Source organism: Sporosarcina sp. SAFN-015, assembly GCF_051966875.1.
Taxonomy (GTDB): Bacteria; Bacillota; Bacilli; order Bacillales_A; family Planococcaceae; genus Sporosarcina.
Window position 1 is genome coordinate 25,373 of the sequence record NZ_JBQCKP010000007.1, and the last position, 18,177, is coordinate 43,549.

The 18,177-nt window shown below is 42.1% G+C and carries 19 protein-coding genes and 1 riboswitch; of the genes, 12 read left to right on the plus strand and 7 right to left on the minus strand.

Going from position 1 to position 18,177, the window contains the following annotated elements; all coding sequences use genetic code 11:
• Window positions 1-71: 71 nt before the first annotated feature.
• Together nhaC and ACTHPA_RS12845 are read right to left on the minus strand one after the other, a co-directional pair.
• Window positions 72-1,466: a Na+/H+ antiporter NhaC gene (nhaC, locus tag ACTHPA_RS12840; RefSeq protein WP_440500733.1), complete on the minus strand. Its 1,395-nt coding sequence runs from the start codon at window positions 1,464-1,466 to the stop codon at window positions 72-74.
• Between the two features lie 52 nt (window positions 1,467-1,518).
• Window positions 1,519-2,538, minus strand: a complete 1,020-nt coding sequence (locus ACTHPA_RS12845; protein ID WP_440500734.1) for a uroporphyrinogen decarboxylase family protein — start codon at window positions 2,536-2,538, stop codon at window positions 1,519-1,521.
• 510 nt (window positions 2,539-3,048) lie between these two features.
• Between ACTHPA_RS12845 and ACTHPA_RS12850 the strand changes: the two genes are divergently transcribed.
• Entirely contained in the window at window positions 3,049-3,453 is a 405-nt protein-coding gene (locus ACTHPA_RS12850; RefSeq protein ID WP_440500735.1) for a helix-turn-helix domain-containing protein, read from the plus strand.
• Between the two features lie 161 nt (window positions 3,454-3,614).
• Here the strand turns inward: ACTHPA_RS12850 and ACTHPA_RS12855 are convergent, their stop codons facing one another.
• The 3 genes from ACTHPA_RS12855 to ACTHPA_RS12865 all read right to left on the minus strand — a co-directional run bounded on the left by ACTHPA_RS12855 (window position 3,615) and on the right by ACTHPA_RS12865 (window position 4,402).
• Window positions 3,615-3,743 carry a YvrJ family protein gene (locus ACTHPA_RS12855; protein WP_317946147.1) on the minus strand — a complete coding sequence of 43 codons (129 nt, stop codon included), beginning with the start codon at window positions 3,741-3,743 and terminating at the stop codon, window positions 3,615-3,617.
• A 184-nt stretch (window positions 3,744-3,927) separates the two neighbouring features.
• Complete coding sequence (locus tag ACTHPA_RS12860) at window positions 3,928-4,146, minus strand: DUF2922 domain-containing protein (protein WP_440500737.1); 219 nt, start codon at window positions 4,144-4,146, stop codon at window positions 3,928-3,930.
• A gap of 37 nt (window positions 4,147-4,183) precedes the next feature.
• Window positions 4,184-4,402, minus strand: coding sequence for a DUF1659 domain-containing protein (locus tag ACTHPA_RS12865; protein ID WP_440500739.1), 219 nt, complete (start codon window positions 4,400-4,402; stop codon window positions 4,184-4,186).
• 228 nt (window positions 4,403-4,630) lie between these two features.
• Here ACTHPA_RS12865 and ACTHPA_RS12870 point away from each other — a divergent pair, with 228 nt between their 5' ends.
• The 3 genes from ACTHPA_RS12870 (at window position 4,631) to ACTHPA_RS12880 (ending at window position 6,993) form a co-directional block, all read left to right on the plus strand.
• Window positions 4,631-5,113 (plus strand): hypothetical protein, encoded by a 483-nt coding sequence (locus ACTHPA_RS12870; RefSeq protein ID WP_440500740.1) that lies wholly within the window; start codon window positions 4,631-4,633, stop codon window positions 5,111-5,113.
• Window positions 5,110-6,774 carry a replicative DNA helicase gene (locus ACTHPA_RS12875; RefSeq protein WP_440500742.1) on the plus strand — a complete coding sequence of 555 codons (1,665 nt, stop codon included), beginning with the start codon at window positions 5,110-5,112 and terminating at the stop codon, window positions 6,772-6,774. Before ACTHPA_RS12870 ends, ACTHPA_RS12875 begins: the two co-directional genes overlap by 4 nt.
• 135 nt (window positions 6,775-6,909) lie before the next feature.
• Window positions 6,910-6,993, plus strand: a complete 84-nt coding sequence (locus ACTHPA_RS12880; protein ID WP_440500987.1) for a putative holin-like toxin — start codon at window positions 6,910-6,912, stop codon at window positions 6,991-6,993.
• Window positions 6,994-7,603: 610 nt separating this feature from the next.
• Here ACTHPA_RS12880 and ACTHPA_RS12885 read toward each other — a convergent pair.
• A complete protein-coding gene (locus tag ACTHPA_RS12885; protein ID WP_440500743.1) occupies window positions 7,604-7,906 on the minus strand; it encodes a hypothetical protein in 303 nt (100 codons plus the stop codon).
• A 166-nt stretch (window positions 7,907-8,072) separates the two neighbouring features.
• A riboswitch (purine riboswitch) is annotated at window positions 8,073-8,173 on the plus strand.
• Window positions 8,174-8,326: 153 nt separating this feature from the next.
• On the opposite strand from ACTHPA_RS12885, the gene ACTHPA_RS12890 reads away from it, so the two are divergent.
• The gene (locus tag ACTHPA_RS12890) at window positions 8,327-9,622 is read left to right on the plus strand and encodes an NCS2 family permease (RefSeq protein ID WP_440500745.1); all 1,296 of its coding nucleotides are present in this window, start codon (window positions 8,327-8,329) and stop codon (window positions 9,620-9,622) included.
• Between the two features lie 283 nt (window positions 9,623-9,905).
• Here ACTHPA_RS12890 and ACTHPA_RS12895 read toward each other — a convergent pair whose 3' ends face one another.
• On the minus strand, window positions 9,906-10,856 hold the full coding sequence (locus ACTHPA_RS12895; protein WP_440500747.1) for a hypothetical protein: 951 nt from the start codon (window positions 10,854-10,856) through the stop codon (window positions 9,906-9,908).
• A 412-nt stretch (window positions 10,857-11,268) separates the two neighbouring features.
• Here ACTHPA_RS12895 and ACTHPA_RS12900 point away from each other — a divergent pair, with 412 nt between their 5' ends.
• From ACTHPA_RS12900 to ACTHPA_RS12930, 7 genes are all read left to right on the plus strand, one after another.
• The gene (locus tag ACTHPA_RS12900) at window positions 11,269-12,075 is read left to right on the plus strand and encodes an aldo/keto reductase family protein (RefSeq protein ID WP_440500748.1); all 807 of its coding nucleotides are present in this window, start codon (window positions 11,269-11,271) and stop codon (window positions 12,073-12,075) included.
• A gap of 88 nt (window positions 12,076-12,163) precedes the next feature.
• Window positions 12,164-12,673 (plus strand): hypothetical protein, encoded by a 510-nt coding sequence (locus tag ACTHPA_RS12905; RefSeq protein WP_440500749.1) that lies wholly within the window; start codon window positions 12,164-12,166, stop codon window positions 12,671-12,673.
• 79 nt (window positions 12,674-12,752) lie between these two features.
• Window positions 12,753-13,391, plus strand: a complete 639-nt coding sequence (locus ACTHPA_RS12910) for a vWA domain-containing protein (protein WP_440500751.1) — start codon at window positions 12,753-12,755, stop codon at window positions 13,389-13,391.
• Window positions 13,392-13,596: 205 nt separating this feature from the next.
• Window positions 13,597-13,911: a hypothetical protein gene (locus tag ACTHPA_RS12915; RefSeq protein WP_440500752.1), complete on the plus strand. Its 315-nt coding sequence runs from the start codon at window positions 13,597-13,599 to the stop codon at window positions 13,909-13,911.
• Between the two features lie 122 nt (window positions 13,912-14,033).
• On the plus strand, window positions 14,034-14,984 hold the full coding sequence (mraY, locus tag ACTHPA_RS12920; protein ID WP_440500753.1) for a phospho-N-acetylmuramoyl-pentapeptide-transferase: 951 nt from the start codon (window positions 14,034-14,036) through the stop codon (window positions 14,982-14,984).
• A gap of 264 nt (window positions 14,985-15,248) precedes the next feature.
• A complete protein-coding gene (locus ACTHPA_RS12925) occupies window positions 15,249-17,045 on the plus strand; it encodes a PD-(D/E)XK nuclease family protein (RefSeq protein WP_440500754.1) in 1,797 nt (598 codons plus the stop codon).
• A gap of 114 nt (window positions 17,046-17,159) precedes the next feature.
• A complete protein-coding gene (locus tag ACTHPA_RS12930; RefSeq protein ID WP_440500756.1) occupies window positions 17,160-18,113 on the plus strand; it encodes a calcium/sodium antiporter in 954 nt (317 codons plus the stop codon).
• The last annotated feature ends 64 nt before the right edge of the window (window positions 18,114-18,177 follow it).

Consider the following 18,177-nt stretch of genomic DNA (forward strand, 5'->3'; position numbering starts at 1 on the left):
CATATGCCCATATCCGGTCATATGCTTTTCATCTTCTATTGGGGGACTCCGCTACTTCCCTAAATTCGAACTTATTCTGTGTCAATTCCTTCCGGATTGAACTTCGTTATAGTAAAACCTGTAAATCCATATATGAGTGCAAAAACTGGAGTTAGGAATGCCAAGAAACAGAAGGGAATGAAAGCCGCTGGACTCACTCCAAGAGTTGCAGCCGCAAAGATAGAATTTATACTCCAAGGAAATAGCGGCGCACTTTGCGTTGCGGTATCTTCAATCGTTCGCGAGAGGTTTTCAGGTCTTACGCCAAACTTTTTATAAAGGGGCCCCATTAAAGTACCAGTGATTGCGGCGGCAAAGCTGATAACACCGCTCGTTCCGACAGTGATATAACTGACGATTACTGTGGATGCAATTAAACCGCCGACAGATTTAATGCGGCTTGCGAAAGCATCAAGTATTGTATTTAGTGCGCCTGAGCCCTGAAGAAGCCCCCCTAAGCCAAGTGCAAGCAGGAATAGTGCAACGATTCCTAACATGCTGGAGACGCCGCCCCGTTGCAGCAAAGAATCCATCACTGCAATACCCGACTCAAAACGATATCCGGTATAGAGTGTGTTTAAAGCGGTGGAGATTGTATTGCCTTGATAAACAATCGCAATAAATGCTCCAGCGAGTGCTGCAACAAAAATTGACGGTACGGCAGGCTTTTTTAGGACAAGCAGAACGATTAAAACAAGAATAGGAATTAAAGGAACAAAACCTATGTTAAATCCTTCATTCAAGTAACCTAAGATTGTGTCGATATCGGACCCGCTTGCGGAACCGTCGCGGGTGAAGTCAATCACCCCAAAAATTACCGCCGTCAGAATATAGGCAGGTACCGTTGTCCAAAGCATGTGTTTGATATGTGTAAACAAATTGCTTCCGGACATTGCAGCCACGATATTTGTAGAGTCTGACAGGGGGGACATTTTATCGCCGAAATATGCACCGCTGATGATTGCACCCGCCGTCATTCCCGGTGGCACGCCTAGTACCTGGCCCATCCCTATTAAAGCAAGCCCTGCAGTGCCCATTGTGCCAAAGGAAGTTCCTGTACCCAATGAGACGATCGAACAAAAGAGAAGGGAAGTGAGCAAGAAAAATTCTGGAGAGACCAACTTTAAACCGTAAAAAATCATTGTCGGGACTGTACCCGCTAAAATCCATGCGCCAATGAGAGCCCCGACAGCCATGATGATCAGAATAGGATTCATGACTTTCCCCATCATTGAGAACATGAATTCTTCAACTTGCTTATAGTTGTACCCTAAGTGCATAACGAACGGGATGATCGAAAGCATAGTAATAAACATCATGATCTGGATAGATGCTTTAAAGACGATCATCCCGATACTGATCATTAAAACTGCAAGAAGAACAAGCATGATTGAATAGCCAAGTGACGGTTTCACTGTCTTCTTCACGTTTTTCACTCCTTTGCGGTTTGGTAGTCTCGTAACACGGCCAGTTGCACTTTTAAAATATATCTCTAAAATCCCTCAGTACCTGAGCATTCGTGCCAACTGGAAGGCCACAGCCCGGTGCGAGAATAAACGGGTGATCCTTTAATGCTTGGATTGTCTTCCGAGCTTCATGGATAACCCTGTTAGAGTCTTGGTCCTTAAATAGTTCTTCGTCCACACCTCCCATTAAACATTTCTTATTCCAGCTAATCGATTCTAGCAATGAAGGATTTCCTTGCGCATTATCCGCCCAATGTATTGAATGGACTGGGTAATCCTTAAAGCGTTCGGGATTAGATTGGGGACCGCACGTATGCATGAGCAGTGAGGTATCTTTCGCAGCCTCTAAAAGCATCAGATCGTATTTGGTTCCGAACTCTTTAAATTCCTCTGGTGAAAGGAAACCGTCACGGGCTAAACCTAATACCGCATAGAAGAATCCGTCTGCACCGGCTTTGATAGCATGTTGAATATAGTTCACTAATGTATCAGTAATCGCTTGCAAGGCGCGGTGTAAATCTTCGGGATGTTCTTCAATCAGATTGGACAGCGGACTTAATTTTCGATCGGCTGAACGACTTGATGCTACAGTTCGATGCCCACACAAATACTCGACAATCGCCATGGGGGTAAAAATCGTCTGCAATACCGGGGTATCCTCACCCGCATTCTCTTTGATCAATCGCGTTGCCTCTAATTGTTCGCCGAATGCTCCTTTGGTAGGGTCCAACTCTTGAATTTTATTTAACTCATCTGCTCCATGAACTAGATGATGTGAAATTGCTGGCACATCGCCAACATAATTATTGAAATCAGATACGTTGCCCCACGCTTCGCCGAATATCGTGGCACGCGGATTAATCTTAATAAAATCCCAATCATAATCTTTTTGAAAATCGATTGTGGCTTGCGCCAAATCAATGGCTGTTTCTTCTCTTCCAACAAAGTGCCCCCACGCTGAAATAGGCGGTCGATCCGCAATTTCTCCTGACAGGACGGCTGAAAACCGCTCCTTTTTACTCCATGTTGACATGTGTAATACCTCCCTTGTAATATGGCTATTCGCTTCATACCGAAGTATAGAAACTGTGTAGTTACCCGCCATCTGAACGAAGAATGAGTCATAAGGCGGGTTCTAATTAAGTGATTGTTAGATAGCGTTTTAATTTAATTTGGCAAGGAACGGCAGTGTCGCATTCGGAAATGTTTTAGAGTATATGCATTAGGATGGGCGGACTTGCCTATTATTCAAGATGGACGAATGATGGAGAAGCACGGAGAGAATGAATTCCCTGATGAATGGGATCAGTTTTGTATAATGATCTCAGGGATTTCCGGTAAGATGCCTAAAGGCAAGAGATTCCATTTTATATTTAAACTACGGATAATGTTTTTGTAGTATAATTTAAATTGTAGCGTGTTGTTCCGTGGGTTAAATGAACGGTATTTGTGTGTGTATTCCTTTCCTGTTTTCGTTGTTGTAAATTGTCCACCCACGGACCGACTCGCTATTTTATCTGTGGATGAAATGAGAGGATTTAATATGAAAAAAAGTAAGAATATAAATGAGATTGTAAATGAAACAATGGAAGAATTTGGACAGGTGAAAGTGCAAACCAAGATCTCTGAGCGCTTGGAAGAATTAGGTATGAGCTTAGTGGAACTTTCAAAGTTAACGGGAATCCGTTATGCTTCTCTAAACGAATTGAAAAACGGAAAGAAAGTAACATTAAACCTTCAGCATCTAATAGCTATTATGATTGCTCTACGAATCAAATCATTCGATCAATTATTAAGCTTAGACTTTATGGAAAATGATATGGAAGAATTGTTTGATAAGGAAGTAATACAGTATGCTGAACAAGGCTTACCGGAAGAAAAGCGCGAACAAATTAGAATGAATGCGATTCGACTTGAGGGCGAGAAAGAACTTCGGGAATTTCAATGAATACATAAAAAATGCTAGGTTCTTATTATAGAGCCTAGCATTTATTAATGTGGATTTCGTTAGTTTAGTTACAACGTTGAGAGGAGCCAGACACCAAATATATTCGATTTGCACGAGTGCCTGGTATCTTTATTAAATCTTATCTTTTAGTGAAGTTCAGTTTATTTCACTTTTAAAGAAACAAGCGCATTGTGTATTGCCTCGAGTTTCGTTTCAAGCCGGTGCAAGAGGTAAAAAGATACAAAGATCGGAAATCCGATTTGTTGTATGAAATTTAGCCATTGTTCCATTTTGAATTCGCCTCCTTATTATAATGCGTAGGGCGGCGTTTTTGCCTCGACAGGCACTGGAGGGCTTGAAAAAAAGGCGCTCTTTGCCTTTTCTTACAAGACCGAAGTGACCCGAGAGGCTGCCGACCGAAGCTGGAATGGGTAAAGAAAAGGCTCCCCAGCCAAGCCGGAGAGCCTTTTCTTATTATGCTTTTACAAGATCTTCTACAGTGCGTTCGACAATGCGGGCGCCTTTTACAGTTGCAAGAAAAGAGCCATCGACTTCAAATACTTGAGCGTCAATAATTTCCTGCATGGCTGCCTCCACTTCGGTCGGTGTTAATCCAGCTCGTGGCTCGTCCACTGTGAGTGAAGTCTGCTTCCCAGCTGCCGTAACGAAGTTCAGTTGTAACGTTTTCGCCATTCTTCATCTCTCCTTTTTAGTTCATTTGTAAATCGCCTTAGTTCATAATGTCTACTGTGTCAACCCGTTCTGCTCCGATGAATGGATATTCGGAGAGCTGTGCCAATTGTGAAAGGGCTTTGTGTAGATCATCTGCCGTTGCACCTTCTGAGATGTTACGATAGGACTTCGATTTTTTGATCATTTTCCCATCCTCCGTCATCCCGCCGTCGAAATACACCTTTCCAACCGCGTTTCTGAATTCGAATGTCGCCATTTGCTTCCCCTCCTTTCACACACTATATAGATTTGAAATGATGAAAAGGATACTTTCTTCGTTTGTCTCATAATGAAAAATACATCAACCCATCGACAAAAAAGTCGAACATGGTTGGTGTTTTTTCATTTCTAAAAAAAAGTTTTTCTTTAAGTATCCTTTTCACGAACTTGAATCTATATAGAGGATGAAGGGACTGGTCATACATTATGAAACGGGGGAATGAACATGAACGGTTGGTTGAAATTACATCGCGCAATCTTGGATCATCCGATATGGCTGGATGCGACGCCTGAGCAGAAGGTAATTATGATAACGATGCTGTTAATGGCGAATTATGAGGAGAAGGAGTGGGAATGGGGAGGAGAGACGTATACGTTGCAGCCTGGACAGTTTGTAACGTCGCTTCCGTCATTAATTCACCGGTGCGGGAGAGGGATGACTGAGGCAAAACTTCGGAGGACGTTAAAAAAACTTGAAACGCTTGGGTTTTTGACAGACAAATCGACGAACAAAAATCGGATCATAACCATTGTCAATTGGGCGTTCTACCAAGGAAACGATGTACATATAGCAGGCAAAAGCACGGGCAGACATCAGACAAAGCACAGACCAAACACAGCTAGTAAGAAAGAAAGAAACAAGAATATAAGAAAAGATCTTTTTGTGAATGAATTCAAATTAGAGCTGACGAAGGGGGAAGCGATATGATTGCGGAAAAAGCGGTACTCGGTTCGATGTTGAAGGAGAATTATTTAATAACAGATTCAGGTTTGGCGGTTTCCCAATTTGCGGGACCGGTACATAAAATGATTTTCCAATCGATGAAGGAGCTGCGAGCGTCAGGAAAGGCTGTAGATCTCGTAACGTTGCTCACAACATTCAGTCCGCAGGATTTGGGCGGCGCGAATTATGTGAAAGACCTTTTGAAGTATGCGCATGTTGAGAAGTTTGATGACCATGTAGGAGCGATGCTCGACGTTTGGCGGGAGCGTGAGAAACAGAATGTACTGCACGTGGCGGCATTGGAGAATTGGCCGATCGATCGAATTATGAGTGAGCTCGATGCACTTCTCGATAATCGGGTGAGCGATCACTCCGCCATATCTGATTTGCTGATGGACGTATACGAAGACCCTTTCATCGAAAAGGAAATTGTGGACGGAGCGCAAGCGGGTATTAGCAAGCTCGATGAAATGACGAACGGTTTCCAGGACGGTGAACTCTCCATCATCGCAGCGCGTCCGAGCATGGGGAAATCCGACGTCATGCTGCATATCGCGAAGTACGCCGGGTGGCAAGGACGTTTGCCGATCATCTTTTCACTTGAAATGGCAGATACGAGTTTGCGGGATCGGTTGATTGCGTCAACAGGCCGTTTTTCGAGAATGCGGATGCGCGACCCCTATCGACTGCTCAGTGAGCCACAAAAAGGGAATTGGGTGAGAACGATTGGAAGGCTGGCAGAGACGAATATCCAGTTTTTTGATCGGAGCAGGCAGACGGTTGCGGAAATGCGGATGAAAGTGCGCAAGATGATTCATGAATATCCGGGTATGAAGCCGTTCATTTTGATTGACTATCTGACGTTAATTCATTCGGAAGATAAAAGCATTACGAAGCATTTGCAAGTTTCTGAGATTACGAAGGAATTGAAGGGGATGGCGCGAGAGTTCAATTGTCCGGTCGTAACGCTTGCACAGTTAAGCCGGGCTGTTGAACAGCGGCATGATAAGCGCCCGCTCATGTCGGATCTGCGGGAATCGGGCTCGATTGAGGAGGATGCGGATGTCATCATCTTTTTATACCGCGATGCGTACTACACGAAGGATGATAACGACAACATCATGGAGCTCATCGTTTCAAAAAACAGGAACGGTCCAGTCGGGACGGCTTACGCTGCTTATAACAAATATACGGGGAGGTTGTTGGGATTGGGACAAACAGTGAGGGAGCTACTTCATGATGCGATTTTTTACGAAGAGCCATTAACTGCACATGCTGTTTACTACGCGTTGCAAAAAGGAATCGTGAAACTGGATGATCTCGAAAGTACGTTACGTTATGAAGAGTTGGATTTTGAGATGGTGTATAAAATGCGGGATGAAAATTGGCTGCAAATGTGTACAATCAAGCTTTTCGTTGTGCCGATGAGCGGGAAACGGTTTGCGATTTATCTAGCACATAATGAGGGAGACGCGAGAGCGAAGCACCATAAAATCTACGGGCAGCTTGCGCAGGAAATCAGAGATGTGAGTAACAAGATGGATGCGGCCTTTTACTATGAAGACACGGGTGAGTTTCGGTGTTTTCGTGAGCTGAAGCGGGAGGCGGTGTGTTTTCCGTATTATGCAGGGGAAGTGTGTGGATGAGGGGTTTGAATGGAGCTAACCACTTGAACAAGTGTATATGACAACCTTCCTATCCATAGCGTATATATTAGTCGTCAATCCACTTATCCTAAGCCTAGGGTGGTCGGCCATTTCCCGATGAAGGGAGGTGGTCGCATGACAGTATATCAAGCACTAATGCTCGTATTCACTTTCGGAGCATTGATTGTAGCAATATTGTCGTTCCACAACAAAAAATAATCCATCCTTGAGTGGGAGCTCAATACGGATGGATTACTTTGCCTAAAGAGCTGATCCCCTTGTAGGGAACCTGCTATTACAAACCGTCTAATGTTAGCAGCATTAGGTGGTCTTTTTAGTTTATTCAATGTGATCAATTACTTGTATCTTATTTTTAGTATAGGACAGCTTATTGGGAGATACAACCAATTTGCATCATAACTTCAAGTGACAGGTTCTCATTGAATTTCGAATTGTTTTAGAACCTGCTACCTTTCACTGTAGGGGACGCTACTCGTTTTCCTCTGAAAAACATGTACGTCATCGCGCTTAAAATTGCAAAAGGTACCTGTGCAAGATTGAATTCAGACAATACACTACAAATGCGTAAAGATGAAATAGAAATGTTGATAGATTGGAATTTCTAAAATATTCATTTACTAATATCCAAAGTGTTTGAATTAACATGAATGTTTCTTGCACAGGTACCGATTTTAACTTCCGATGCGTGGAAGCGGAAATCTATTTTAAAAGCGACATGAAAACGTCCAGTGTCTGCTACGCAAACAATGGACGTTTTGAGAAAATATTTAATCAAGGCCTGCGATGCAAGCCATCATTAACGAATAACTTATTGTGGATTGGTGCGCATAAATAACTCACGGTCCAGTGCATTTACCTTATGGGTAATGTATTTAAGTTCTTTCGTCAAATTATCTTTGACTTGAATGTTCTTGGATAACTCTTCGAAATGTTGGCCTACCCCTGTCAATTTGGATTCTACCGCATCCAACCGTGTATCGACAGCGTCAAATCTTGTGTTCATCTCTGTTTTCAAACCGGCCATTTCTGACTTCATGCTCGTCATTTCAGATTCGATTGAAGACAGCTTGTCCATGACTTTTACCATCATTTCGGTCAATTGATTCTCCATCGGGATCACTCCAGTTCTCTACATTTTATTAAGTATACTATTGATTCCGTAGCGGTTCAATATCATATAAAATTCTCATTTAGTTTCGAAATCATTTCAGAACCTGGTACCCTTCACTTGTTTATTGACGTTCCCATCTAAATTTGTTACAATTCCTCTATTGTTTTTTAAAAAGAATAGAATACCTTGTATAAATTCAAGAATACGGCTTGAAAGTTTCTACCAGCTACCATAAATAGCTCGTCTACAAGGAATGTGAAAGTAATGCAATTTTATATTCCTTTTTTGTAGAAAAAACTTTGTCCTAACTTAGGCCAAAGTTTTTTTATATTATAGGGCATAATAGTATGAACTGGTTGAAAAATGATTCTTGAAACCATGACTATTCATTCTTTACTTTAGCAAATAGGAGATTACAACATGAGAAACTTTTTTAAATTCGCTGAACGGAATACTTCCTATAAGCAGGAAACACTCGCAGGCGTGACAACCTTCCTTTCCATCGCGTATATATTAGTCGTCAATCCACTTATCCTCAGCCAAGCTGGGATGGATAGTGGGGCTGTATTTACGGCAACCGCTCTTACGGCGATTATCGGCACACTGCTTATTGGGTTGCTTGCAAACTTCCCGATCGGGATTGCACCAAGTATGGGTTTGAATTCATTTTTCACTTTTTCTGTCTGTATCGGGATGGGCATACAATGGGAAGTCGCATTAACCGGTGTTTTTATTGCAGGAGTCATTTTCATGTTATTAAGTTTAATGAAAATCCGCGAGAAGATTATTACGATCATCCCATTGGATTTAAAATATGCGATCGCTGCTGGAATCGGATTCTTCATTACATTTATTGGGATGAAAAATGGAGGACTTATTATTTCCAATCCTGATACATTTGTTTCGATTGGAAACTTAACATCACCTTCGACCCTGCTCGCCATTTTTGGCTTGGTCATTACGATTGTCATGTTAGTACGAGGAATACGTGGAGGAATTTTTTATGGAATGATCATCACCACAATTATTGGGATGATGGTCGGATTAATAAATGGTCCTTCACAAATCATTGGAAGTATACCGAGCTTGAAACCAACCTTTGGTGTCGTGTTTTCCCATTTAGATCAGATATTCACCCCTGAATTATTGGCAGTGATCTTCACTTTTTTACTAGTTGCCTTTTTTGATACGGCGGGTGCTTTAATTGCACTGGCCAGTCAAGCGGGAATGATGAAAGGGAATACTGTGCCGAATATAGGAAGAGCATTGCTTGCTGATTCTACCGCTAGTGCAGTGGGAGCTATATTGGGTACATCCACACCTGCGACGAGTGTTGAATCTTCTGCTGGCATTGCAGTCGGTGGTAGAACAGGCTTTACGTCTGTCGTTATTGCTGCTTGCTTTGCGATTGCGTTGTTCTTTTCACCGATATTATCTGTTATTACTTTGGAAGTAACAGCCCCTGCGTTAATTATTGTAGGCGCATTAATGGCAATGGAAATAAGAAAAATAGACTGGAGCAGGCTGGAAATTGTGATTCCATCCTTCTTAACCATAATCATGATGCCCCTCACTTCGAGTGTGGCAATGGGTCTTGCATTTGGTTTTATTCTTTATCCACTTTGTTTCCTAGCACAAAAGCGGTATAAAGAAATTCATCCAATCATGTATGTGCTTGGTTTGTTATTTATCCTATACTTTGCGTTTATCGTGTAGCTTTAGGTAAGGAAATTATTATTAAAATACAAAATGCCATAAACCCTTTATTCTTAAAGGTTTATGGCATTTTTAAATACGATTTCGATAGTTCTTACACTTCAGGCCTAACACCTGTTAATATCGTTTCAACCCCTAACAATTTTAAGGTAGAGCTTAAATTAAAGATATGGTGTGCCACCATTGTATCGACAATCTGGCACCGCCTCAAATCGCACGGCGCAGCAAAAGCAAGAGCTGGCTCCGAATAGCGTGTTTCAGGTATTCGGGGCCAGCATGTGTCCTACTTGGAAAACAGGATATGTGCGGTACGCTCTTTCATAAGATTCAACAAACGGCTCCACTCTTTGCCTTTTGCCGACTTCTCTTTTTTTCCATAAGGGTTTTCGCTCGGATAGATTGCGTAAAAATAGTGCTTGTTGCTCTCCCCGAGCTTGTTGAGGAAAGGGTGGTCCTTGTAGTAACTTGAATTTGCCTGTTTGTCTGTCAGGCGGATCACTGTGCCGACCAGGATCTCCTTTTTACTGCTTGGATCTTTGTAATAGAAGTTCGTGCAAGGTGGATTGCCTTCTTCGTTCCGGCAAGTCGTGTCAGTAATCACCAATTTGTCCATGTCCTTTTTCAGGAATTGAATGGTGAAGCCGTATTTGCTTTCGAATGACTTGATATTCTTCAGTTTTTTTTCCAAAGCTGCTTCGTTCACCGATTCCGGCGTGTTCCAGATGCCGAATGATCCATCCTCAGCGGGGCCAACCCCGGCAATGAACCATTTGCCATCCTGTTCAACCAGTCCGACCCTCGCCTTGTCTGTTCCCGCATAGCCGGTTGAGGTAGCCAAATCGAACTCGACCACATATTCCTTCGTTCTATCCTTGGTTTCCTTTTTGCCAATCACTTTGTACGATTCCACCCATGGACTTGAAACGCCCGTCACCCAGTGGAAACTCTCAAATGTCCCTTTCACTCCAGCCCTTGCATTGTCGGTAAACAATGCATATTGAAGGGCGCCATTCCGTTCCGTCACCGCTTTTGCCCATAGCTCGATTGTTTTATCCGGGGAAGTGGGGACTATGGCTTTTTCCAGCATGGCCAGCCTTTCTTCGGTCAGGGTATTCTTAGCGTACAGCTCCTTATATTCATCGGGGACATGTTTTTCGGAAGGCTTCGCGTAAACAGCAGTTGCCGAAATACTAAAAGCCAATACAAACGCAGTGATTATCGATCTTTTAAGCATGTGAAAGTTCTCCTTAGCAATTTTATTTGACGGCAAAGAAATGCTTTGCCATCCATCCTAAACTAACGGTGGACACCTCTGTACGATTACTCCTATCCGGGAGAATTAATGCAAGGTCAGTACGAAGGACGGCTCGGGGACAGTGTACTCGGCTTCCCATGCGCGGGCACTGTCCAGCAGACATTCACTCCACACGTAGTTGTATGCGTTAGCCATTGTAAAGGTGCCTGTGTAAGACATATTCATATTAATTCAACTAATCTAAATAAAAAACCGTTAGAAAAGAAGATTCCCCGCGAAGATAGCGGCCATCTTTCATAATTATGAAATTGTATTGAATAAATAGATTCCAACCTTGCGCAGGCACCCATCACTAAGGTAAGGTGAGAAATATAGCATAGGAGGGGTTAAGATGAAGTATCGTACATTGAATAACGGCATTGACATTCCAATCGTAGGAAGTGGTACAAATACGTATGGCAAAGAAGGAAACCAATACGTAGGTGCCTTAAGAGGAGACACGCAAGAAATCGACTGGGCCATTGAAAACGGCTACCGTCATTTTGACTCTGCTCAATTGTATGCAAATGAGGAAGTTCTTGGAGATGGGTTAAAGAAGTCATCACTGCCACGTGAAGATTTCTTTATCACGACGAAGCTCAATACATTTGAAGGTTTCGGTGGTGCAGACTGGGCCCATGCCGAGATTGAAAAAAGCTTAGAGAAATTACAAACGGACTATATTGATTTGTTCCTGATCCATAAACCATGGGATGATCATGCTGGGATGTTGGAGGCATGGAGTATTTTAGAAGACTACTATAACCGCGGTGTGTTCAAGTCGATTGGTGTTTCGAACTTTGAAAAAGAACATCTTGATTTACTTCTTGAACAGGGCAGTATTACACCGGCTGTTAATCAAATTAAATCTCAAGTCGGAAATTGGAATGAAGAATTAATTGCTTATAATGAAAGTAAAGGTATTGCAACTGTCGCATGGTCTCCATTACGCGGTATCGATGAAAATGCCAAGCAGGTGTTAGATGAAATCGGCAGCCAATACGGCAAAACATACGCGCAAGTTGTTTTGCGCTATCAAATTGAACGTGATGTCATCGTCATTCCGAAGTCTCATAATAAAGACCGCCAAGCACAATGCTTAGATATCTTTGATTTTGAACTGACTGCAAGCGAACGTGACCGGATTGCTGCTTTATAATGGAGTTTCGGGTACTTGGTTCTCATTGAGCCCGGTACCCTTCATTCATTTTCATTTACATTACTAAAATAGCGAAAAGGAGACTCCGATGACCCTATCTGACCAATTAAAAACAACAATTCAACACTACCTCGATAAACATTACATAGAAGAACTTTCCCCAATCTATCAACTAGAAGAAGACCCCCATGAGCTGTTTGAAGCGGAAATAATCCTCAATGAAAGCCGCCGCAGTTTGAAGGACCTTTTGGAAAATGTGGATGAAACGTTCACGGAAATGCTCCTGCGCAAGATTGATGAAAAAGGGATGACGGACAGCGAAACGTATAAGAGAGCGCGTATCGATCGGAAGCTTTTTTCGAAGATCGGGAATGATCGTGAGTACCGTCCGAGTAAACCGACGGTGATTGCTTTTGCGCTTGCGCTGCAATTGAGTTTGGATGAGACGCACGATTTGTTGCTGCGGGCAGGGTTCGCTTTGTCGCCTAGCAGCAAATCGGATTTGATCATCGAGTTTTTTATTGAACAAGGGAACTATGATCTGTTTGAAATTAATGAAGCGTTGTTTGCATTCGGGCAGAATGTGTTAGGTGTATAAATTTGTCGCTTCGCAAGCGACCTGGCCGTCATTTTGAAATGGTATTCTCAACTTACAATAAGGTTGAGGAGGAAACAACATGAAAACAAGCACGACGGAACTGGTTTTTATTCTGGATCGTAGCGGGTCAATGAGCGGGCTGGAAAGTGACACGATCGGCGGCTTTAACGGGATGCTGGCAAAACAGAAGAACGAGGCGGGAGAGGCGCGCGTCACGACTGTCCTATTTGATGATGCCTATGAAGTGCTGCATGATGGTGTGGATCTGCAAGCCATTCAACCGATGACGAGCAAGGAGTATTACGTAAGGGGTACGACTGCTCTACTGGACGCAATCGGGAAGACGATTCTCCGCATCAGCCATGCGCAAGAGAAGCATGCAGGGAATGTGTTGTTTATCATTACGACGGACGGGTTGGAAAATGCGAGCTGTGAATTCACCTATGAAAAGGTCCGGGAACTCATTGACGTACGTAAAAGCAAAGAAGGCTGGGAATTCATCTTCCTTGGCGCCAATATCGATGCCATCTCAACCGCCAGCCAATTCGGGATTTCAAAAGACCGCGCTGCCAATTTTCACGCGGACGGAGACGGAACAGAACTGAACTACAATGTAATCAGTGAAACGATCAGTTCGTTTAGGGCCAATAGCGAAATCAAGGAAGATTGGAAAGAGAAAATTGAAATGGATTTCAACTCGCGCTGTTCAAAGCGCTAGGTTCTTCTTGAATAGACGTGAAGCCATCAGATTACGTATTCAATATGCCTGAGAGGATAGGGAAACTATGCTCTTGGGCGTTTTTAATTGGTCTTTAAAGCACTGCTTTATATATGGGTGGGGAATTATAGAGGGGTTCGGATAACCTAATAATCTTTCTTTCTCACATGGAACATATTGTAATTGTTGTGGTACTATTCAATTAGTGAAGGTTTCAGTTATAGCGTTTCCGATTGTCGTTATGTTCGTGATCTTATCGATCATACTGCAATGGAAAATGCCGGTTATCAAAGGGAAGTATGGAGAGTGGGTTGTAAAGGCCAAGCTCCGGAAATTAGGGGATGCTGACACGGTCTACCATGATGTGTATATTCCGAATGGAGAGCGGGAAGAAAACAAAAATGCACAATCCGATTCGGCAAAATTACAGCCATGTGCAAGCTTTGCTTACGTACATAGGACAAGCGGAAATGCAGGATGTCCATTCTATCATCGCCTTTTCACTGAGCTCAACCTTTAAATTCAAAAATCGGTATACGGAGAAGGTGAATGCTAAGCGCCATAGTGTTTAAGGCAGGGCGGTGTATGCATCATGCAAGATATGTTGCTTTTAAAAAATACTAGGCTGGAGCTGAATGATCAATGTCTCAGGAGTTTTACGTTGGAATTATTTCCTTTTTACTAGTTACACTTGTTACTCCTATAGTCATTTTCCTATTTAAGCGTTTAAATTTCACGCAACCTATAAGGAAGGAACTACCATCAGATCAACAGCGAAAGAAAGGAACTCCCTTAGCGATAGGAATCGTCTTTTATATAGGTGTGCTGGTCGCATTGTATTTTAAGACCAGCAGTTTAATGCTTCTATTATGTACTGTCTTTCTATTATTTGGTTTTGTTGGTTTTTTAGATGACTTTTGGAAAGCCGCGAGAAAAGACCCTGAAGGTATTTCAGGTAAATCTAAACTGTTTTTTCAATTTCTATTTACGTTTGTTATCTTATATTTATTGATTACTTATTTTGATTTTAACTCCGCGATCATCATTACAAAAGATATATCTTTCTCTTTACCCATGGCATTGTACTTATTAATAATAACACTGTTTATTGTAGGATCAGCTAATGCCGTTAATTTTACGGATGGGATGGATGGACTTTTGGCGAATGTATCTATTCCAACCTTGACTTTCTTTTTCCTAACCAGTAGCTATATTGAAGTTAAAATAATTTCCATAGCCCTTATAGGATGTCTTCTTGGATTTTTACTATTTAATCTTTATCCAGCAAAGGGATTCATGGGTGATACGGGATCTTTAGCATTAGGAGGATTATTGGCTTTCTTATCAGTAATTGAACATGTGGAAATTCTCGTACCTTTCCTCTTTATTATTTATTTCGCGGAAATATTTTCGGTTATTATTCAAGTTCGTTACTATAAACTCACTAGAAAAAGACTATTTATAATGGCGCCAATCCATTATCATTTTCGTAAAAAATACAGATGGTCCGAAAATAAGATAGTCATAATTTTTGGCTTTATTTCCTGGTTAGGTTGTGTTCTTTCTTATTTGTATTGGTATAAATTTATGTAATTTGCTTTTCAAAGTGAAAAGTTCCTACGATAAAAGTGTAACCATAAAAAATAATCCAACCTTGAGTGCCCGCTCATAGTGGATGGATTATTTTAATACCCGGCTGATTCCCCCTTTGAAGGGAACCCGCTATTACTTATTACAGACCGCCTAATGTTGGTAGAATTAGGTGGTCCTTTTTAGTATAAGCGTGTTATTTTTATTATAATACCGTTTTTTCAACAAAAGCACTCTCCAAAACCATTTGACTCAGGAGGAACCCACATGCCCAACCACCAACAACAAATCCTATCCCTCATCGAGGATTCACAGGATTTCACGTACCTACATAACCACTTTAACCGCTTCAATCCGTTCAAAGTACTCCAAGTCGATAATTATGAAATCCGTCATTCCAATGTGTTGGGGTGGCTGATGGATCCGCGGCAGAATCATGATTTGGATTCTTACTTCATCAAGAAGTTGATTGCGAAAGTCTTTGTCAATCCTGCGAATTATGATGATGAGGACAAGATTGCGAATTATGATGTCCTTCAGTTGAGCCGCCAGTCGTATCATGATCTCATCGTGTATAAAGAGTTGACGACGCCAAACAGGAAACGAATCGATCTGTTGGCAATCTCTGACTTGCATCAAGTGGCGTTCCTGATAGAAAACAAGTTTTGGTCGAATGAATCGGAGGGGCAGCTTGAAGAATATATCGAGTTTGTCCGGATGGCTTATGATGGCTATAAAATCATTCCGGTGTTTTTGACGTTGCAGGATGAGGAGCCAACGCATGAGGACTATTTGATGCTTGGTTATTCGGATGTGTTGGACATCCTTAACAATATGACGGATGCGAATAAAGAGTATATGCATCCAGACGTGCATTCTTTCATTTCCTATTACATCGATATTTTAGAGGATCAGTTGGTTCAAAATAATGAGCTGAATGAGAAAGGGATGGCTCTATATAAAAACCATAAGGAAGCTGTTGACCTCCTTGCTGGTGCTGGAAAGGGAAGGATGGTAGAGAGCAGTTTTGCGAATGAATTGAGCCAGATTTACAGTCAATATAAGGAGACGATTGACTTTGTCGTAAAGGTCGGCAGCAGCTTCTTACGGGAGGCATTTATTCGATTTGCCCGAAAGTTGGACTGGCCGGAGCATTTGTATACGCCCCATTTCCGTGTGCCGCACTTCATTGAGCAGACGTGGGACGAGCTGTTTGACGAGAACGACTTGCGTAAGAAATGGTGGATGAATAAGGGACTGATTGCTTGGTTTGAACAGGTGGAAGACCGTTTGAAACTGACCGTGCAGGTGGGTCCGTTACATCATGAAAATCGAGTGCGGCTTTTACAGGCGTTAAAGGTGAGAGGCGTCAACGTAAAAGAGTACGCTTTTGAAGAAGGAAGACAGTATACAAATATTTATATGGATGCAGATCGTCCGATTTCGTGGGAAGATATCGATGCGTTAGTTGAATCCATGCTGCGGCTGTACGAGAAGGAATCCTTTCAGTCTTTCTTACGAATAAGCAATGAGGCGGTTATAGTGGCAACTGACGATAGCCTTCCGATCATTGACGTTACTGAAGTAGCGATTTCCTCTCCTTTAGAAAAAGCTTTTACTCAGTTTGTGAATGAACAGCGGATTGCATCTGATTATTATAATGTCAATCATACCGTGCCTAGTTTTATGGAACCTGAGTGGACGCAGTTGCCTTCGGAGTACCAAGTGACAGAAAAGTACTGGCTCGGCTATCCATTTATTGCTTGGTTTGAAAGACAGAATTTGAAGGTCCGGTTGATCGTTGAGGTAGGTCCGCTCCCACAGAGGGAAAGAACTCATTTATTGAAGAGCTTGGAGGAACAAGGCATTCCTGTCCGGGCGCTTGCTTATGAGGAAGGAAGACGTTTTACTCGTATTTATTCCAAGGCAGTGCCTGTTGAGAATTTGGAGGATGCTGCAGAGCTAAAAACGGCGATGGATGCGTTGGTTGCTCATAAAGGTTATGCAGCTTTTAGAGATGGGGTTGCAAAGGCGATTGCGGGTTTGAATATGAATAAGCTGTAGAATGTAGCTGAGTTTAAAAGGAGGGATTCAGATGTACAATACTGTATCCAGCTTTTTAATTCCGTAACATTGGGGTATGTATTGATTGAAATTATGAAGTAGGGAGAGCAAACAATGGCTTATATTTTATTAATTGTTGGATTTGCATTGTTAATAAAAGGAGCAGACCTCTTTGTTGACGGGTCTTCTAATATTGCAAAACTGCTTCGGGTTCCGTCTATTTTAATTGGGTTAACGATTGTGGCTTTTGGAACAAGTTCACCGGAAGCGACTGTCAGTATTATTGCAGCACTGGAAGGAAGTGCAGATGTTTCACTGGGTAACGTAGTCGGAAGCAATATTTTTAACATTACCCTTGTTGTAGGTGTAGCTGCTTTTTTATATCCGTTGAGAGTTGAAAGTGAAACCATTCGAAAAGAAATCCCATTTACCTTACTCGCAAGTGCGGCATTGCTAATTCTCATGAGTGATATTTCTTTGCAAGGGTCCACTAGCAACTTGCTTACACGAAGTGATGGATTTATCTTTTTATTGTTTTTATCCATCTTTATGTACTATATAATTGAACTCGGCCTGAAAAGCCGAAAAGATACAGCTGGTGATCCAGTTCCTGAGAACATCAAATGGGGTAAAAATATAGTAATTACCGTGTTAGGATTGGCTGCAATAATCTTTGGAGGAAATTTGGTAGTAAAAAACGGAACAGAAATTGCTTACTCCCTTGGGATGAGTGAAACATTGGTGGGGTTAACGATCATTGCAATTGGCACATCCTTACCCGAACTTGTCACATCCATCTCTGCGGCACTGAAAAAAGAAAGTGAAATTGCGCTAGGGAATATTGTCGGGAGTAACATTTTTAACATTCTTTTTGTACTAGGTGCATCGGCTACGATTTCTCCATTAGCGGTCAATGATAAGATTTTCATGGATGTCATTCTGATGATTGCGCTGACTATCGTATTATTGATTTTCTCAAGAACGAACTTCAAGATTGGAAAGCGAGAAGGAGCAGTGCTTGGCATCGCCTACATCATTTACATGGCGTATATTATCATACGGAATTAATAACAGGGACCACAATTCGTATAAGACTCTTTTTCCTGCTAGAAATGAGGTCTGCCCACAACAG

Excerpts from the sequence above, each read along its gene's own strand:
- ACTHPA_RS12845 (WP_440500734.1), bottom strand. The coding sequence starts at position 2,538 with ATGTCAACATGGAGTAAAAAGGAGCGGTTTTCAGCCGTCCTGTCAGGA.
- ACTHPA_RS12850 (WP_440500735.1), top strand. The coding sequence starts at position 3,049 with ATGAAAAAAAGTAAGAATATAAATGAGATTGTAAATGAAACAATGGAA.
- ACTHPA_RS12855 (WP_317946147.1), bottom strand. The coding sequence starts at position 3,743 with ATGGAACAATGGCTAAATTTCATACAACAAATCGGATTTCCGATCTTT.
- ACTHPA_RS12860 (WP_440500737.1), bottom strand. The coding sequence starts at position 4,146 with ATGGCGAAAACGTTACAACTGAACTTCGTTACGGCAGCTGGGAAGCAG.
- ACTHPA_RS12865 (WP_440500739.1), bottom strand. The coding sequence starts at position 4,402 with ATGGCGACATTCGAATTCAGAAACGCGGTTGGAAAGGTGTATTTCGAC.
- ACTHPA_RS12870 (WP_440500740.1), top strand. The coding sequence starts at position 4,631 with ATGAACGGTTGGTTGAAATTACATCGCGCAATCTTGGATCATCCGATA.
- ACTHPA_RS12875 (WP_440500742.1), top strand. The coding sequence starts at position 5,110 with ATGATTGCGGAAAAAGCGGTACTCGGTTCGATGTTGAAGGAGAATTAT.
- ACTHPA_RS12880 (WP_440500987.1), top strand. The coding sequence starts at position 6,910 with ATGACAGTATATCAAGCACTAATGCTCGTATTCACTTTCGGAGCATTG.
- ACTHPA_RS12885 (WP_440500743.1), bottom strand. The coding sequence starts at position 7,906 with ATGGAGAATCAATTGACCGAAATGATGGTAAAAGTCATGGACAAGCTG.
- ACTHPA_RS12890 (WP_440500745.1), top strand. The coding sequence starts at position 8,327 with ATGAGAAACTTTTTTAAATTCGCTGAACGGAATACTTCCTATAAGCAG.
- ACTHPA_RS12895 (WP_440500747.1), bottom strand. The coding sequence starts at position 10,856 with ATGCTTAAAAGATCGATAATCACTGCGTTTGTATTGGCTTTTAGTATT.
- ACTHPA_RS12900 (WP_440500748.1), top strand. The coding sequence starts at position 11,269 with ATGAAGTATCGTACATTGAATAACGGCATTGACATTCCAATCGTAGGA.
- ACTHPA_RS12905 (WP_440500749.1), top strand. The coding sequence starts at position 12,164 with ATGACCCTATCTGACCAATTAAAAACAACAATTCAACACTACCTCGAT.
- ACTHPA_RS12910 (WP_440500751.1), top strand. The coding sequence starts at position 12,753 with ATGAAAACAAGCACGACGGAACTGGTTTTTATTCTGGATCGTAGCGGG.
- mraY (WP_440500753.1), top strand. The coding sequence starts at position 14,034 with ATGTCTCAGGAGTTTTACGTTGGAATTATTTCCTTTTTACTAGTTACA.
- ACTHPA_RS12925 (WP_440500754.1), top strand. The coding sequence starts at position 15,249 with ATGCCCAACCACCAACAACAAATCCTATCCCTCATCGAGGATTCACAG.
- ACTHPA_RS12930 (WP_440500756.1), top strand. The coding sequence starts at position 17,160 with ATGGCTTATATTTTATTAATTGTTGGATTTGCATTGTTAATAAAAGGA.